This is a genomic window from Nocardia otitidiscaviarum NBRC 14405 (assembly GCF_000308635.1).
Lineage (GTDB): Bacteria > Actinomycetota > Actinomycetes > Mycobacteriales > Mycobacteriaceae > Nocardia > Nocardia otitidiscaviarum.
The window spans coordinates 21136-39311 of sequence record NZ_BAGD01000276.1 but is presented as its reverse complement, the minus strand read 5'-3'; the positions used below and the strand labels follow the sequence as shown (position 1 = coordinate 39311).

Annotated in this window: 9 protein-coding genes; 1 reads left to right on the top strand and 8 read right to left on the bottom strand. The window is 68.0% G+C overall.

Annotation, left to right across the window (positions count from 1 at the left end):
- The first annotated feature begins 40 nt into the window (after positions 1 to 40).
- A complete protein-coding gene (panC, locus tag ON31_RS31405) occupies positions 41 to 904 on the top strand; it encodes a pantoate--beta-alanine ligase (RefSeq protein WP_255222339.1) in 864 nt (287 codons plus the stop codon).
- Here panC and ON31_RS31400 read toward each other — a convergent pair.
- From ON31_RS31400 to ON31_RS31365, 8 genes are all read right to left on the bottom strand, one after another.
- Positions 885 to 1361: a PaaI family thioesterase gene (locus ON31_RS31400; protein WP_157533823.1), complete on the bottom strand. Its 477-nt coding sequence runs from the start codon at positions 1359 to 1361 to the stop codon at positions 885 to 887. The genes panC and ON31_RS31400 overlap by 20 nt on opposite strands.
- Positions 1362 to 1372: 11 nt before the next feature.
- The gene (locus ON31_RS31395; RefSeq protein ID WP_051038100.1) at positions 1373 to 3136 is read right to left on the bottom strand and encodes a long-chain-acyl-CoA synthetase; all 1764 of its coding nucleotides are present in this window, start codon (positions 3134 to 3136) and stop codon (positions 1373 to 1375) included.
- Between the two features lies 1 nt (position 3137).
- Positions 3138 to 4055 (bottom strand): SDR family oxidoreductase, encoded by a 918-nt coding sequence (locus ON31_RS31390; RefSeq protein ID WP_051038098.1) that lies wholly within the window; start codon positions 4053 to 4055, stop codon positions 3138 to 3140.
- Between the two features lie 28 nt (positions 4056 to 4083).
- Positions 4084 to 5673 (bottom strand): NAD(P)/FAD-dependent oxidoreductase, encoded by a 1590-nt coding sequence (locus tag ON31_RS31385; RefSeq protein ID WP_051038097.1) that lies wholly within the window; start codon positions 5671 to 5673, stop codon positions 4084 to 4086.
- Position 5674: 1 nt separating this feature from the next.
- Complete coding sequence (locus ON31_RS31380; RefSeq protein ID WP_081592877.1) at positions 5675 to 14110, bottom strand: type I polyketide synthase; 8436 nt, start codon at positions 14108 to 14110, stop codon at positions 5675 to 5677.
- Between the two features lie 160 nt (positions 14111 to 14270).
- Positions 14271 to 15575 (bottom strand): cytochrome P450, encoded by a 1305-nt coding sequence (locus ON31_RS31375; protein ID WP_039818802.1) that lies wholly within the window; start codon positions 15573 to 15575, stop codon positions 14271 to 14273.
- Positions 15576 to 15665: 90 nt separating this feature from the next.
- Positions 15666 to 16913 (bottom strand): ATP-grasp domain-containing protein, encoded by a 1248-nt coding sequence (locus tag ON31_RS31370; protein WP_051038095.1) that lies wholly within the window; start codon positions 16911 to 16913, stop codon positions 15666 to 15668.
- A complete protein-coding gene (locus tag ON31_RS31365) occupies positions 16910 to 18175 on the bottom strand; it encodes a methylaspartate mutase (RefSeq protein WP_039818801.1) in 1266 nt (421 codons plus the stop codon). Before ON31_RS31365 ends, ON31_RS31370 begins: the two co-directional genes overlap by 4 nt.
- Between the last annotated feature and the right edge of the window lies 1 nt (position 18176).

Below are 18176 nucleotides of genomic sequence, written 5' to 3'. Positions count from 1 at the left end.
GGGCACATCCGCGAATGTCCGACGAGTTGACGAGGTAGCCGTGCGTGTCGTTCATCGTGTCGACGAGATGGTCGCGACCTCCCGGGCTCTGCGGGCGGCGGGTCGCCCCGTCGCACTCGTGCCGACCATGGGCGCGCTGCACGACGGCCACCTGTCCCTGATCGCGGCCGCGATCGAGCGCGGCTTCGAGGTCGTCGTCTCCATCTTCGTGAACCCGTTGCAGTTCGGCCCGAGTGAGGATTTCGACCGCTACCCCAGGACGCTCGCGGTCGATCTCCATCTGCTGCGCGGCACCGGAACCCGCGTGGTCTTCGCTCCGACCGCGGGCGAGATGTATCCGAACGGACGGCGCACCACGGTGCGCCCCGGACCGACGGGCAGCCGGCTGTGCGGTGCGACGCGGCCGCAGCTGTTCGGCGGCATGCTGACCGTGGTGGCGAAACTGTTGCTGATCACCCGCCCGGATGCGGCGTTCTTCGGCGAGAAGGACTACCAGCAACTCGTGCTCATCCGGGAGATGGTCGCCGACCTGGATATGGGGATCGAGATCGTCGGGGTGCCCACCGTGCGGGAGGCCGACGGCCTGGCGCTGTCGTCTCGGAACCGGTACCTGAGCGCCCGGGAGCGAGCGGTGGCGGTCGTGCTGCCCGCCGCACTCACGGCGGGCGTGCGGGCCGGGGCCGAGGGCGGCGACGCGGTACTCGCCGCCGCCGACAAGGTGCTGTCGGCCGATCCCGCGGTGGCCGTGGAATATCTGGAACTGCGGGACCCCGAGCTGGGCCCCGCACCCGCCCACGGTGACGCGCGCCTGCTGGTGGCGGCGCGCGTGGGCGCGACCCGGCTGATCGACAATATGGCGGTGCAGCTGTCTCCTTCGACGCCGCTTACTTCGACAGGGACATGACCTGAATCGTGGACATGGCCGTCGCCACCAGTTTGCCGTTCGCGTTGACCGCCTCGGCGGCGATGTACATGACCGACTGACCGCGCTTGCGCACCGTGGCGGTCAGCGTCAGCTGCTCACCGACGAATACCGGGCGCAGGAAGTGCGTCGTCAGCTCCATACTCGTCGTCGGATTCCGCGCGGTCAGGTAGCCGAGTGGCGCCATGAGATCGTCGAACATGGCGGCGAGGAACCCGCCTTGCAGCAGCCCCATGACATTTCCGTACTTCGCGGCCACCGTCACCGTGGCCGACAGCGACTTGCCGGGAACGAATTCCTCGAAGCGCATCTCCAGGGTCGTGGTGGACGGCGGCGGCAGCTTCAGTTCGACCCCCGGCGGGACCGGTAGGTGGTCGAACAGCGCGAGGGCGTGCTTCATGATCTCGTCGTGGCCGGTGACCGTGGTGTCATCGCTCATGGACGGCTCCTTCATGGTGTCGATCGCGTCTGGTGTTGAACACGGGTAAAGGCGGCGTAGCGTTCCGGCGTGAGTTCCGCGTAGGCGGGGTCGGTTCCGTCACGCACGTAGACCGGTTCCCCCGGTTGCGGGGCAAAGCCCTCGCGCTGTCGCGACAGTTTCGAAACCTTAAGTGTCGCTGTGGTTTTCAGTGAGGAGCATACCCGAATGAAGACCGGCCGCGCAGCCGATGGCAGGGCCGCGTCCAACCGCGCGGCGATCGCCGCGCCGTCGAAACGGGCTCCCTCGGCGAGGACGATGGCCGCCATTCCGGCCCGCCCCTCACGGCCGGGCACCGGTACGCCGTACACCATGGCCTCCGCGATGCCGGGGCACCGCACCAACTGCTCCTGCACCTCGGTGGTCGAGACGTTCTCGCCCTTGTACCGGAAGGTGTCACCCAGCCGGTCCACGAAGAACAGATTCTTCCGATCGTCCAGGCGGAACAGATCACCCGTGACGAACAACGCGTCGCCGTCGCGAAAGGCGTCGGTGACGATCTTGGCGCGGGTCGCCTCGGGATCGCGATACCCGGCGAACGGGGTGCGCTCGCGGATCGGCCCGAGCAGCATCCCGACGTCCCCCGGCCCGCAGCGCACCAGACGCCCGCGCTCACGCACGCAATCGTCCCGCTCGAAATCCCATCGCGCGAGGGTGCCGCCGAGGCGCAACTTCCCGACCGATCCGACCGTGCCGGACAGGTTGAGCGTGGCGATATTCCCCTCGGTGGACGCGTACATCTCGACGATTCGGCCGATGCCGAACCGTTCCTGGAGCGTGGCCCAGATATCGGCCTGCAACCCCTGGCCCACGATCACCCGCACCCGGTGCCGGTCGTCGTACGGGCCGGGCGGCGTGTTGACCAGATACCGGCACATCTCACCGATGTAGTTGAAACCCGTTGCCCCGAAACGGTGGATGTCGTGCCAGAACCCGCTCGCGGAGAACCGGCGGCCCAGCGCCAGGGTCGAGCCGTGGGTGAGGACGCTGGCCAGCGGGATCACCAGGGCGTGGGTGTGGAACAGCGGCAGGCAGTTGTACACCACATCCCCCGGTTCCAGCCGCCACGCCAGCGCACCGAGCACCCGCCCGACGCTGGTCAGCCGCTGATAGCTCATGACGGCGGCCTTGGGCAGCCCCGTCGTGCCGCTGGTGAAAACGTACGCGCCGGTATCACCGAGGGCGTGACCGGCGGTGTCGACCGGATCGGCGACCGTCTCGCTCGGTTCGAACAATGCCAGACCCGCTGTGTCGCAGTCGGTCTCGTCGGGGTCCGGGTCCACCCAGCAGCCGTCGACCAGCTCGCCCGGCAGCCGATCCCGGATCGCCAGCAAGGCGGGCAGGCACTCCGAGCCGACGATCACCCGCCGGGCACCGCACACCGCCAGGGCGTGCGCGAGCCCGTCACCGCGCGATTGCGTATTGACCAGTGCCACGACGACACCGAGCTTGCCCGCCGCCAGGTAGTGCCAGAGGAACTCCGGCCGATTCTCCATGATCAGGGCGAGCACGTCGCCCTTGCGCAGACCCGCGGCCCGATACGCGTGCGCGATGGCGTTGACGAGGCGATTGGCGTGGGCGTAGTCGAATCGCCGGTCCGCGTACAGCAGGAACGGATGCGCGGCCCGGGTGCGGGCGCGCCGTTCCAGCTCGAGCGCGAGCGTCCGATTGGAGCCCGCGCCCTCGAGCAACCCCCGGGCGAGGACCGCGTACGAGCCGATGCGGTGGGTCGGCACGTCAGGCGCCCTCCGACAGTGCCGCCGCTTTCGCCTTGTCGGCCGAGACCATGGCCTGGAAGTAGAGCTGCCGCGCGACCTCGGCGACGAGATCCCAACGCTCCCAGGTCATCGGCGTCGGTTCCTTGTCCGGCACGAACCGGTACCGCGACAGGTCCTCGATGCCCTTGAAACGCGCCAGAATCTCATCGTCCAGCAGCGAGTGGCCGGTGAAGGTCGCCGGATCCTGTTCCAGCACGGCCAGAATGGCGTCCACCACGATGTCCTCGGTGCGCCAGTCCTCGGGGCTGCCGATGCCGAGATTCTGCGTCGCCAGCGTCCCGATCAGCGTGCGCGTCCAGATCGTATTGCAGGCGATGCCGTCCGCCGCGACCTCCTTGCCCAACCCCAGCGTCAGCAGGGTGGCATTGAGCTTCGACGACATATACGCCACCTTGCCGCCCATGTGCTGGATACCCTCGGGATCCAGCGGTGGGCTCAGATTGACGATGTGCCCCCAACCGCCCTCGCGCATATGCGGAATGCAGTGGTGCGCGAGCAGGAACGGCGCCCGGGCATTGATGGCCATCACCAGGTCGTACCGCTTGTGCGGGGTGCCCTCGACCGTCTGCAACCACATCGCCCCGGCATTGTTCACCAGGAAGTCCACCCGGCCGAAGCGCTCGACGGTCCGGTCGACCAGGTTCTTCAGATCCGCCTCGGAGCGCACGTCACAGCGCACTCCCAGGGCCCGCGCACCGCGCTGTTCGACCTCGCGGACCGTTTCGGGCACGGTGCCCGGCAACCGCCCACCGGCCTCCATCGTCTTCGCGCCGATCACGATATCGGTGCCCCGCTCGGCCAGGGCCAGCGCCAGCGCCTTGCCGATGCCCCGGCTGCCACCGGTGATGATCGCCACCCGATCCTGGAACTGGGTCACATTCCGCTCCTCTCGCTTGTCGTCGCCGTCATTCGGCGACCGCCACCGCGGGCTCCCGCACGGGGAGGTCGTACTGTTTGCCGACTTCCTGCTCGAACGACTCCGCCCACGCCTCCAGGCGGTCGACATTGCGGCGCATATCGCGGAACGCCTGGGTGGCGGACTTGTCGGTGAGCAGGTCCAGATGCAGCTGAGCGCAGATGGGTATCTTGCTGTACTCGACGAACAGGTACTTGTCCGGCTGCGGGGCCTGCGCCGCGAACGCCCGCAGATTCGCCTGCATGCGGTGCTGGATGCCCTGGAATCTCGTCGCGATGGGATGGAACTCCGCCGCCGCGTCCTCGTTCGCGATCAGTCCGTGGAACAGCAACGACGACGGCAGCGCCCAGTAGAACGAGGTATCCCACATCACCTTGGTGAACATGGCGGGCGCACTGCCGAAACTGGGATAGTTCTCGTGGTACATCGCCAGATAGTTGGGCCACAGATCCTCGAGCATGAGCCGGTTGTAGGTCGCGGCGACATCCGCCGTGAGCCGGCCCGCACGGTCCAGTTCGATGAGCCGCGTGGTGATGTGGTTGGTGTAGGCGATGAAATCCGAACCGGGACTGTAGAAGGCGTCGAGGAAGACCGCCGCCTCACCGAGGCAGGCCCACCGGTGATGCGAGAAGATCTGCCGCGAGCCGTAACTCGCATTGCGCATACGCAGGAAGTCGATGGGCTCGGCGTCCCGGATGAAGGTCGCCAACGTCGGCTCGTACTCGTCGAGCCATTGCCGCGCTTTGGCTTCCGTGGCATAGCTGCTGAACGGGTGGATGCGCTCGTCGGTCACGATGCCGATGCTGGTGTTCCCCGACGACAGCGGGATCATCCACACCCAGTACCCGGAGCCCATCAGGTGATTGGTCGAGAACCACCGGCGCTCCTGGGTTTTCGGCCGCCAGGTGAGGCTGGTGGTGTCGGTCATCCGCTCGACGTCGTATTCGCCGCGGAACCGCCACCACACGGCGTTGATCTTGTGTGGACTCGGGGTGCCCAACTCGAGCTTGCGTTGCAGCAGCCGCCGCCGACCGGTCGCGTCCGCCACGAACCGCGCCCGCACGGCCCGATCGCCGCCCACGCCGGGCACCTCGATGTGCACGACGTGGTCGTCCTCGCCGGTCGCCAGGTCGACATCGGCCACCTTCGCCTGCTCGACCAGGTCGACGCCGAGTTCCCTTACCCCGCGCCGCAGTTCGCGTTCGAAGATGCCGCGATCGATCTGGTACGACGGCACTCGCGGGAACCGCCGGGCACCCAGCTCGGGCCGCGCCTCGAAGGGACCGTGCGCGTCGCCGAAGAACATGCGCAGCCCGAGCTTGTGCAGTTGCCGGGTATTGAAATGCCCGGCGAGGCCGAGCTGTTCGGTGAAATAGTGCGCGCCGCCCTCGACGGTCGCCTCCCCCACCTTGTAGGCGCCGTCGGGGATGACATCGCCCGCCGTGCGCTCCACCACCAGCACCGACAGCTCGGGCATGGCGCGCTTCAGCTGTCTCGACAGCGTCAGCCCCGCCAGACCACCGCCGCATATCACCACGTCGTACCGCTCGGCCGGATTCGTTCTTGCCGGATTCGTCATGTCAGCGCCCTTCCACCAGGCTCGTGAAACTCGGGAACGCGTCCTCCGCGGACAGCTCCGCCGCGATGGTCCGCATGACCCGCGGATCCGCGTTCTGGATGAACAGATGCCCGCCGGGCACCGTGGTGAGCGAGAACCCACCGCTGGTCAACTTGCCCCAGCCCTCCAACTGCGACTCCTCGAACACCGGATCGTCCGCACCGCGCAGCACGGAGATCGGGGCGCGCAACGTGTAGCCGTTGTGGAACCGGTAGTCGCCCAGCATCTTCAGATCCGCGCGAATGGCGGGCAGCCAGTGCATGATCGCCGCCTCCTCCTCGACGGGGATGTCGAGCAGCTTGTTGTCCCGCAGCACCGCCAGCACCCGGCTGTCGGATTCGCTCGCCAGGTCGAAGCCGTCGCGAACGTGGTTCAGGTTTCGCACGTAGTCCTCGACCAGAACCGGCGAGGGCCAGCCGCCGATGATGAGCTTCATCGGCACCTCGTTGTACTGCTGTTCGAGGTATCGGGTGAGCTCGTAGGCGAGCAGTCCGCCCATGCTGTGCCCGTAGACGACGAAGGTGCGGTCCAGGTAGGGCAGCATGGCCTCGGCCAGCTCCGCCACGAACTCCGGCATGGCGTCGATCGGCACGTCCTCGATCCGGTCCTCCCGGCCCGGGAACTGGATTCCCACCACCTCCACCGTTTCCGGCAACTGGTTGGGCCACGGGGTGAACACCGAGGCCGCGCCGCCGACGAAGGGCAGGGCGAACAGGCGCACCGACGCGGTGTTGGAGCGGCCGACCACGGTGCGGATCCAGCGCTCCGGGCCGGTGGCCGGGACGGCCGGAGTAGTCACGGCCCCGGATGTTTCGCCGAGGAGCTGGGCCAGCACGTCGTCCGCGAGCTCGACGATGCTCGGACCGCGCATCAAACCCATGGTGGGGAAGTCGATCTCGAGGTGTTTGGCCAGCATATTGCGGATCTGGCCCGCCATCAGCGAGTCCATCCCGAGGTCGGTCAGCCCGACGTCCTGGGCGAGGCGCTCGACCGGCATGTCGAAGATCCGGGAGATCTGTTGCGACAGTGCGGTGACCAGCCGTGGCGCGCGCTCGGGTTCCGGGAGCTCGAACAGTTCGGCCCGCAACCCCTCGGTGCCGAATGCTGCCGCGGCACCGGCGGTGGTCTGTGCGGTGAGGTGGGCCAGTCGCGGCGAGCTGCGCACGATCGGCATGACCTGATTCATCTTCGCCCAGTTCACGCCGAAGACGCTGGCGCGGTTGACACCTTGGGCCTGGCACCGGCCGATGAAGTCCAGGGCGTGGTCGGGCGAGATCGGCGTCCAGCCCAGCCAGGAGAGCGTGTCGAGCTTGTTGCGGGCGACGAATCCGACCTCCGCGATGGCGCCCCAGTTGACCGTCAGGGCGGGCAGGCCCAGTTCCCGGCGGTGCAGTGCGAGGGCTTCCAGGAATCCGTTGGCGGCGGCGTAGTTCGCCTGACCCGGGGTGCCCACATTCCAGCTCATGGAGGAGAACATGACGAAGGCGTCCAGATCCAGCGACCGGGTGTGGTGGTGCAGATGCCACGCGCCGTCGACCTTGGGCCGCACCGCGCGCAGGAAGTCCGCCTCGGTCATGGTGGCCAACGGCCCGTCCGCGATCACCATGGCGGCGTGGTAGATCCCGCGCAGCGGCGGCAGCGACGCGATCCGTTCCAGCAGACTCTCGACCTCCGCCTCGACCGAGACGTCGGCGCGTTCGAGCACCACGGTGGCACCCGCCGCCCGCATGGCCGCGATGGGCCCCTCGTTCTCCGCGTCGACCTGCGCCCGGCGGCCCACCAGCACCACGGTGCGCGCGCCGTTGCCGACCAGCCATTGGGCGGTGCGCAGCCCGAAACCCGTGTAACCGCCGGTGATCAGGTACGTGCCGTCGGCGTCGACGGTGACGGCGTCGGTCGCGGTCGGATAGACCAGGACCTCGCTGTCGGGCTCGTATTCGACGACGACCTTGCCGATCTGCTTGGCGGTGGCCATGTAGCGGAACGCCGACGCCACCTCCGCGGCACCGAAATCGGTGTGCGGCAGCGCTGGCAACGTTCCCGCCGCGACGCGGTCGAGCACGGCGGTCATGGACTCCCGGCACAGCGCCGGGTCCTCCAGCAGCATCCGGTCGATATCGACGGCCGAGTAGCTGAGGTTGTTGCCGAACGGCTTCAGGCCCAGCTGGTAGTTGTCGTAGATGTCCTTCTTGCCGATCTCGATGAATCGGCCCCGGGGGCGCAACAGTTCGAGACTCTTCGGAATGGTCTCGCCCTGAAGGGAATTCAGCACAAGATCGACGCCGTCGCAGCGCTGCCGGATCTCGTCGGCGAAGGCCAGGGTACGAGAGTCGAAGACCTCCGCCACACCCAGCCCGCGCAGGTAGTCCCGCTTCTCCGGGCTGCCCGCGGTGGCCAGCACGGTCGCCCCGACCGCATGGGCGATGTGGACCGCGGCCAGGCCGACGCCACCGGCGGCGGCATGCACGAGCACCCGCTCCCCCGCCCGCAACCGGCCCACTTCCATGAGCGCGTACCACGCGGTCAGATAGGCCATCGGCAGGGTGGCGGCCTCGACGGCCGACAGCTGCTCCGGCGACGGGTAGACGCGGGACGCGTCGGTGACCACCGACGACCCGAAACAGCCTCGGGCGAAGGCGATCACGCGATCACCGACCACGATGCCCTCGACCTCGGACCCGACCGCCGTGACGACGCCCGCGCACTCCACGCCGAGGTTCCTCTCGTAGAACCCGCCGAAGGTCGCTCCCTCCGACAGTGCGCCGAGGGTCAGCATGATGTCGCGGAAGTTCAGTCCGGTCGCCTCCGGCCGGATGGCGACCTCGGTCGCGCCGAGTTCGGGCCGCGCCTGTCGCTCGTAGCGCAATTCCTCGATACCGGGCTCGGCCGGGACGGACAGGGCGAAGGAGATCTCGTCCGACACCCGGGCGGGGGTCGCGACCGATGCCTCGAATTCGGCGAGCGAGAGATGCTCGAAGCGGTCGGTGTAGCGAATGTCCCCGCGGTAGGCGACCTCCTCCTCCGCGGTCCGCACGTGCAGGAGTTCATCGAAGAGCTGCGCGGCCCGACGCTCGGCGGTGGCGGCCGGATCGAAGTCGATGATCTTCGCGCGCAGACTGCTGTGTTCACTCAGCAGCACCCGGAGGATGCCCCAGCTCGGCAGCTGTGACACCGCGACGCTGTCGGCCCGCTCCACCAGTGGTCCCCCGGACGTGGCCACCCAGAAGCGGGGTGCCACAGGCTGATCCAACTTCTCGACGGCCTGCGCCAGCGCGATGACACTGTAGGCCGCGTGGCTCTCCACCTGTGCCAGCAGCTCGGTGCTGAGTTCCGTCGCGGCGAAGTCCAGGTTCCACAGGTGCAGCACCCCGGCCACGGTCCCGGCGCGGTCGCGGACCTGCCCGAGTACGCGTTCGAGATCCGCGCCGCTGGTCGGGTCCACTCGGAAGGCGCGGGTGTCGAGCTGTTCGTAGGCGTCGCCGCGGGTGACCACGACACTGTCCGTGGCGGCCGCCCCGAGCAGAGCGAGATACCGTTCGGCAACGCCGTCGGCGTCCGCCAGCACCACCCACGCGCCCGGCTCGACGCGCGGCTGATGCGGCTCGAGATCCACCTCGGGTGTCCGCGCCACGATGACCGAGCAGCCGGTCTGCTCCGGATCGGTCATATCGGAGAAGATCTGCACGTGCTCGAAGCCCGCGCTGGGCAGGAACTCCCGCCAGGTGGCCTCCGACATCAGGGGATAGTCCGGGCGCAGCTCGTGATCGGCGAAACGCCACCACCCATCGGTCATGCCGAAGGTGAGATCGACCCAGTGCGGCGGATTCGTCTCCTCGACGATCACCATCAGGCCGCGCGAGGTGAGCAGCCGGGTGACATTGTCCAGGGTGGTCCGCAGCTTCTCGGTGGCGTGCAGGACGTTCGCCGCCACCACGATGTCGAAGTAGTGAGGATCGAAACCCTGCTCCTCGATATCGGTTTCGATATCGAGAATCCGGTAGTCCACGAAGTCGTGGTCGGCGAACCGCTGCCGCGCCTTGCCCAGGAACAGCTGGGTGATATCGGTGAACACGTATTCCGCGCGGTCGGCCGGCAACTCGGACAGTATCCACCCGGTCGTGCCCGCGGTGCCCGCGCCGATCTCCAGCACCCGCACCGGCCGATCGCTCGGCAGCCCGCGCACGCATTCCGCGACCAGTGCGGCGACGGTGCGATTGCAGCGCTCGAAGGAGAACGACGACTCGTAGAGATCGACCACCGATTGGAACTCGCTCTCGGGGAAGATGAGCTCGATCGGATTGACCTCGTCGCGCAGTACGGCGGCCTGCTGGGGACCGCACCGCTCCAGCACCAGATATTCGGCCTCGCATTCGGGATGCCGTTCACGCAGCGCGGCGAGCTCGGCGGCCGTATCGACCCGGGCGGGAACCCGTTCGATCCGCCAGTCCTCCCCGTCCTTACCGGTGATCCCGTGCCGGGTGCACAGTTCCAGCAGGCGAGCGAGGTAGTCGCGGTGCTTGTCGCGCACGCCCAGCTCCCGGGCGATCTCATCGAGGGTGAAGCGCCGTCCCGGCGTGAAGTCCATGCCCAGCTGATGGAAGCCCTCGGTCACATAGGCCATACACAGGCGGTTCATCTCCGCCTCGGTCACGGCGTGGTAGTCGCGATTGACCGACCAGTTCCGCACCTCGTCGAGGACGGGTGCGGCCGCCGCGCCCAGGGCCTCGTCCGCGGGCACGAAATCGGCGGGCAGCAGGGTCTTCGTGCGCACCGGGGCCGGATGCCACCGGTACTCGTAGAGCCACTGCAACAGTGCGTCGCGGTCCTCCGTGCTCTGGGTGATCGACTTGCCCTTGAAGCCCTCGAATTCGGCCACCAGCGTGCCGTCCTCGTTGACGAGCCAGAGATCGCCCTCGCAGTAGGCGAGATCGTCCAAGACGTGTGCGCGTCCGTAGCAGTAGACGCGGCTGCCCGCCTTGGCGTGGAAGCTGAAACGCTTGACCTCGAACGGGATGTAGAGGTGTTTGTCCTCGGTATTCGGATCATTGCCCATGGCGATGGACAGCGACTGGAAGCACGCGTCGAGCAGCGCCGGGTGGATGGTGTGGCGCGGCGCCTCGTCGGCCAACGCCTCCGGGGTGTCGATGCGCCCGAGCGAACGCAGCTCGCCGTACTGGAGTTTGGTGATGGCCCGGAAGCTCGGTCCGAGTTGCAGGCCGTTGTTCCGGAATTTCGCGAACACCTTCTCCGGTTCGAACTCGATCGGGCAGTCCGCCCCGAACTCCGCGAACGGTACCGGCAGTTCGGTATCCGGTGCGCCGCGGCGCACCGTCCCGACCGAGTGCGCGACCCAATCCTTGTCGCCGTCCTGGAGGCTGTACACGGTGAAGTGCAGCGACGGGGTCAACACCACCTGGACCAGCGGAGCCGGGCGGTCATCGAAAACGAACAGCGGCCGCCGGAATTCGACATTCTCGATGGAGTAGCGACCCGGACCGAACGCGTCCTGGGCGCAGCCGACGATCAGATCGAGGTGTCCGGCGCCGGGGAAGACGATGGGCCCCTGGACGCGATGGTCCTCGAGCCACGGGAACACGGCGGTGTCCATGACGAACTCCCACACGTGCTTGTCCGGGTCGTCGGCGGCGAGATTGCGAGCCCCCACCAGTGGATGGCCCAGCGACGGGAAGCGCTTCTCCCGTGAGACCGGGGTTTCCAGCCAATAGGTTTCGCGCTGCCACGGATAGAACGGCACCGGAACACGTTCGGAGACACCGTCGTACACGGCATTCCAGTCCGGATCGAATCCGTTCGTGTACAGCGTCGCCAGCGAGGACAGCAGGGTGACGCGATCGCTCTGCTTGCGGTGCAGCGACGCCACCGCCACGCCCTCGGCCTGCCGCCCGGCCAGCAGCTCGCCGATGGCGGTGGAATGGATGGGGTGCGGTCCCAATTCGACGAAGGTCAGGTGCTGGTCGGCGATGAGCCGATCGATGGTGGGCGCGAAGCGCACCGGCTCGCGCACATTGCGCCACCAGTATTCGGCGTCGAGCCCGCCGGTCGGCACCACGTCCGCGCTCACGGTCGAATACATCGGAATCTCGGCCGGACCCGAGGTGAGGCCGGACAGCGACGACAGCAACTCATCGCGCAGCGGATCCATGTGGTGGCTGTGGAAGGCCACGCTGACCTGGAGCATGCGGCAGAAGACACGGTCGCGTTCCAGTTCGACCCGAATCTCCTCGAGCGCGTCGGGGTCACCGGCCAGGGCGGTCGATTCCGGGCCGTTGAGCGCCGCGACCTCCACCCGTCCGCGATAGCCGGTGATGCGCCGCTCCGCCTCGTGCGAGGGCAGGCCGACAGCCAGCATCTTCCCCTTGCCCGAGGCGCGCTGCTGCACCCGGCTGCGGTGGAAGATGACCCGCACCGCGTCCTCGAAGGTCAAGGCCCCCGACACACAGGCGGCGGCCACCTCGCCGATGCTGTGTCCGACCACGGCCGACGGGACGATCCCCCAGCTCTGCCACAGCCGCGCCAGGCCGAGCTGCACCGCGAACACCGCGGGCTGCGCGATGTAGGTCTCACCGATGCGGCTGTCCGCCTCATCACGGCCGAGTTCCTCGAGTACGCTCCAGTCGCCGTGTTTGCGCAGTTCGGCGTCTACATGCTCCACGGTCTGCCGGAATACCGGGCTCCGGCCCAGCAATTCGCGCGCCATGCCCCACCACTGCGGTCCCTGGCCGGAGAAGACGAAGGCCACGCCGGAGGTCTTGGTAGACCGCGCCCCGCTGTGCAGCGCCTCGGGCGCGGAGCCACGGGCCATATCGCGCAGGGCGTCGCGCAGCTGCTCGGTGGAGGTGCAGACCATGGCGAGCCGATGGTCGTGGTGGGAGCGGGTCCGTGCCTGTGCGGAGGCGATGGCGGTCAGATCGGCGGCGGGCCGCTCCAGGAATTCGGCGTAGCTGTCGGCGTAGGCCCGCAGCGCGTCCGGGGTCTTCGCGCTGAGCGTGAACAGCACGGGGGCGTCCGCGCTGTCCCGGACCGGATCGGTGCGTTCCCCGTCGACGGGCAGCCCCTCCAGGATCACGTGAGCATTGGAGCCGCCGAAGCCGAACGAGTTCACCCCCGCCAGGCGCGGCCCGGCATTCGGCCACGGCTGCCGGGCCGTCGCCAGCCGCAGCCCCAAATCCGCGAAGGGGATGGTCGGATTCGGATGCTCCGCATGCAGATTCGCGGGGATCTCACCGTTCTTGACGACCAGGCAGGCCTTGACGAGGCCGACCATCCCGGCCGCCGACTCCAGGTGGCCGACATTCGACTTCACCGCGCCGACAATGCAGGGGCCCTGGCCGTTTCGCCCGGCTCCCAACACCTTTCCCAGTGCCCGCGCCTCGATGGGGTCGCCCACGGGCGTTCCCGTCCCGTGCGCCTCGATGTAACCGATATCGGTGGGCGCGACGCCCGCGTCCCGGCAGGCGTCGATGATCATCTGTGCCTGCGCGTCCTCGCTGGGCACGGACATGCCGTTGGTACGTCCGTCCTGATTCGTCGCGCTGCCGCGGATCACCGCGTAGATGTGGTCGCCGTCGGCGACGGCGGCGGCGACCGGCTTGAGCACGACGGTGCCCGAACCCTCACTGCGGATGTAGCCGTCACCGGATTCGCTGAACGATTTGCACCGGCCCTCGGGCGACAGGAACGTGCCCTGACTGAAGCCGATGGTCGCCTCGGGCAGCAGCAGGGTGCTGACGCCGCCGACGATGGCCATCGACGCCTCTCCGGAGCGGATGCTGCGGCACGCCAGGTGAATCGCGACCAGGGACGACGAACATGCGGTGTCCACCGTCATACTGGGGCCGCGCAGGTCGAGCAGGTACGAGACACGGTTGGCCACAATGCAGTTCGTGACACCGGTCATGGTGTGGCCGCCGATGAGGTAGCGGTTCTCGGGGTTGAGCTGGATGATGCCGTAGTCGTGGCCGGACACCCCGGCGTACACGGCGGTCTTCGTCCCGGCCAGCTGTTCCGGGACGATGCCCGCGTCCTGCAGCGCTTCCCAGGTCGTCTCCAGGAACAGTCGCTGCTGCGGGTCGATCCGGGCGGCCTCGGTCGGCGTGATGCCGAAGAAGTGCGCGTCGAAGGCGGTGACGTCGTCGATGTAGCCGCCTGTTCGGGTCCGCATATGTCCGGGCCGTCCGGCATCCCGGTCGTAGAAGCCCGCCGCCGTCCACCGGTCGTCGGGAACCTCGCGCACGCCGTCGCGTTCGTCGAGCAGGAGTCGCCAGAAATCGTCGACATTGCGAACGTGTCCCGGGAATCGGCAACCGATCCCCACGATGGCGATGCCCTCGTGCTCGGTCGGCATGGCATCGGTCGGGGAGATGTGAACAGAATTCATCGAATAGCCTCGCCTTTGTAACAGCACGCCTATCGGCAGATTTCACCTGCGGATCGATCGGATATCACGATCTGCTTCCGATGAAATCGTATGTGAATTACTTTTCGTCCACATCCCCCCGGCCGGGTGGAATGCAATTAACCGGCCGCGCGAAATGTATTCAGCCAGCGACGGATCGAGGGGAACCAGCACGCCGCCCGAGTCGGACCGGCACGTTCCCGTAACCACGGAATGTGAGCTGCTGGCGGAGCCGCGGCGGAGCGGCCGCTTGCATATCCGGGAATCGCTCGAACAGCGCCCGCAGTGCGTACGCCGCCTCCATTCGGGCCAGATTGGCACCGAAGCAGGAATGGACGCCACTGCTGAACGCCAAGTGCTCTTTGGCATTCGGACGGGTGATATCGAATCGCTGCGGATCGTCGAATACCGCGGGGTCGCGATTGGCTCCGGCCAGGGACAGCATGATCATATCGCCCGTATGCAGCGGCACCCCCGCCAATTCGACATCGGTGAGCGCCTGGCGAGCCGTGATGAATACCGGCGGCTCATAGCGCAAAACCTCCTCGACCGCATTGGGCCACAGCTCCGGTTCCGCGCGCAATCGGTCCAACTGTTCGGGATGTCGCAGCAGCAGGGTGATGGCGCTGGCGATCAAATTGGCCGTGGTCTCGAAACCGGCGCCGATGATGATGCTGGCATTGGCCTTGAGCGCGTAATGATCCAATTCGCCGCTGGCGATCATAGTGCTGAGGATGTCCTCGCCCGGTTCCCGCCGCAGTCGATCGATGTGCTGGTCCAGGTAGTCGTTCAACTCCTGCGCCGCGCGCATGGCCCGGTGGTACCGGGGCCAGGAGATGCCGACGTCCAGCATCGGCGTCATCTCCTCGCCCCAGAACAGGAACTTGTCCTGGTCGGAGTCCGGCATGCCGAGGATCTCGAAGATGATCGCGATGGGCACGCGCGAGGCGAAGGTCTCGACCAGGTCGACCGAGCCGCCGGAGGGCAGGGCGTCGAGCAGTTCCTCGGTGACGGTCTCCACCCGATCGCGCAGCCTGCCGACGGCGCGCGGGGTGAACGCCGAGACCACCGGCTTGCGCATCTTGGTGTGCTCCGGTGGATTCAACCGCAGCATGGCCGGCGGGTCGGCCGGATTCGCCGGTGGTGGAACGCGATTCGCGAACTTCTGCAGTATCGCCGGAATCTTGATGCGAGCGGAGCTGCGGACGCCGAACCTGCTGTCCCGCAGAATCATTCGAGCCAGCTCATAGTCACAGGTCGCCCAGGGCAGCGGAGTCTTCACCAGCCTGCCCTGCGCCCGGATGTGCTCGATGAACGGGTGCGGATCCGAGATACCCTGCGGCCCCATCATTTTGGCGAAGGTGTCGCCGCGCATCGTCTGCACGCGCAGCACCAGCCGCGGCACCCCCTGCAGTGACAACCAGCGCAACCAGTATTGCAGTGTCATTCTCTCACCTGCCCATGCTTTGGAGAATCGTAGGACCGTCGCAGCGGCGGACACATCCCCCCGATCGGGTGGGCGTGCGCCGGACCGACGTCACGACAGGAACTTGCTTTCGGTTCGCCGCAGCTCGTGATACGACCGTTCGATCTCGGCGGCCTCGGAGTGCACCAGAAACACCACCCCCGGAGAGGAATTCAGGTCGACCGTCGGCCTGGTCATCGCCCGGTCGCGGATCCGGAATCGCACGCTCTGGAAGGCCGGGAGACGTTCGAGCGCGGCGCGCAGAGCGGTCGCGGGCAGCGGCGTCGCCCGACGGGCGATGAGGTTCACACAGCGCGCACGCTCGCGTCGGACGTACACCGGCGGCTGCGCCGCCAGCACCCGACCGTCGTCCAGAAAGCAGTCCACGGTCAGGTCCACCTGATTCACCCCGGTGCAGCGGTCGAGCGCGCGCGGCTCGGCCAGACCGGACAGCCGCGCCCCGGTCTCCAACAGCACCGGCCCCTCGGCGGTGCGGATCAGCTCGGTGTGCGCGGGCCCGTTGGCCACACCGAGCGCGTCGAGCACACCGCGGACGTAGGCGAAGATCTCCGCCGCGTGCGGCTCCGACGGAGCCAGCAGATCCTCGTGGTCGTAGATGCGACGCTCGTCGTCCACGGTCGCCTTGTGACTGGCCCAGGCGTCGGTGATCCGGTGTACGCCGTCGCGGCTGACCGAGTTGACGACGTACTCCTGGCCGACCAGGTACTCCTGTGCGAGGACAGCCTCATTGGTGCGCAGCATCAGATTCGTCTTGCCCAGCATGGCGGCCACCGCGGCACTCACCTGCGCGTCGGTATCGGCGACGAAGACGTCCTCGGATCCGGCGCTGTCCAGCGGCTTGATCACCGTGCGCCGCAGGCCGCTGGCGCGCCGCCAGGCCAGCAGCTCCGCCGCCGTGGTGCCGCGGGTCTGCGCGGCGGTGCGCAGCCCGGCGGCGGCGACGGCCTCGAGCATGTGGAACTTGTCGCGCCGCACCCGGGAGCGATGCGGATCATTGCCCCGCAGACCCAGTTTCGCGGCGATCTCGTCGGCCACCTCGACACCGAATTCGCTGGCCGCGATGACCGCGATCGGATTCTCCTCGGCGAGTACGCGCAAGACCTCGTCGGCCCCGTCGGCGTAGCAGATGTCCGCGTCGAACTGGCTGACCGGCAGGCTGGCCGCGAAGACAGCGGGCAGATCGGCCCGCGAGCGGATGTGGATCAGCCGACAGCGGTTCCGCACCCGGGGCACCAGCAGCGCCCCGGTGGACAGTGCGTCCACCAGCACCACGGCGGCGGGTTGGCGTCGATGGGTCATGGGTTTCCCCTCGGAGGGATCAGGGGGCTGTCGTAGCGGTTCGCGACATGTTCGAGCATGGCGTAGAGCCGGTCGGATCCGAGTCGGCCGGAGGCGTCGGCGGCGGTGGTGCGGGGCAGCGGCAGCCGACCCAGCGCACCCCACCGCAGTGCGCCTCGATCGTCGATGACACAGGTGGCCGCGCCCGCATTGTCGGTGTGCAGGCAGTAGGGCACATCGAGCAGACCGGAGGCGAATGCCTCGACCAGCGCGTCCCCGACATCGGGGGCGAGGTCGAGCACGGCGTCGATGAGCGTCCGCGCCTCGTCGAGGATCTCCTCGAAATAGGCGTCGTCTCCGCTCTCCGGGTCTTCGGTCGGGGACGGTCGCCCGATCTCCGTGGCGGCGAGGCGCAGCGCCGCCACGTTCTCGGCGATGGACGGGATCTGCCACGCCTCCGACACCGTTTTCACGATCAGCCGTTCGCACCCGGCATCGCGGGCCAGCCGCGCGCTGTCGCGGATCAGCAGTTCCGCGCCGTCCGGTGTGCGCGGAAACAGCCCCATATAGGTGTAGAGCACCACATGCCAGGTCACATCGCCCAGATAGGTCGCGGCCAGGGCGCGCAGCGCACGCAGCGCGCCACGATCCTGCGCGGCCGACGTCCCCTGCGCGTAGCTGAACGACATGTGGCGCAGCCCGTGTCGCCGGAAGAAGCAGCCCTCCAGTACACCCATCGCCACCAGCAGCGAGGGCGGGCAGAGCTGGCCGAGCAGACAGCCCCCGAAACTCTCGATATGGCCGCGTTCGGTGTGGTCGGCGAGGAACCGGCAGCTGACCGCCCACGCCCGAACCGCTTGGCGCAGCGGCACTCTGCTGTAGGGCAGGCAGTAGGAGACCGGACCGCCCTCGGTCGCGTCCAGCCCGAGCTCGACCAGCCGCCGGAAGACGCCGAGCGGCAGTGCGGTGCCGTGCCGCACCTGGACCGGGAAGGCGGGACCGTACAGCCCGGCGAGCACGGCGGCCGTCCGCTCGACCGGATGGGAGACGATCGGATACCCGTTCAGTTCTTCTCCGGCGGCCAGCCGTTGCAGCGGGGTCGTGTAGTCGCCGACGCGGGTGTAGCTGTCCAGGGTCAGCGTGCCGACGACCGGATAGTCCAGGGCGGCGACCCGGGCCAGCCCCGATCGCATGGTCGACACCGTGCCGAACCCCATGCGCGGCTGGACCACCGGCCCCACACCGGCCCGGTCGGCCACGAAGCGGTCCAGATATCCGCTCACG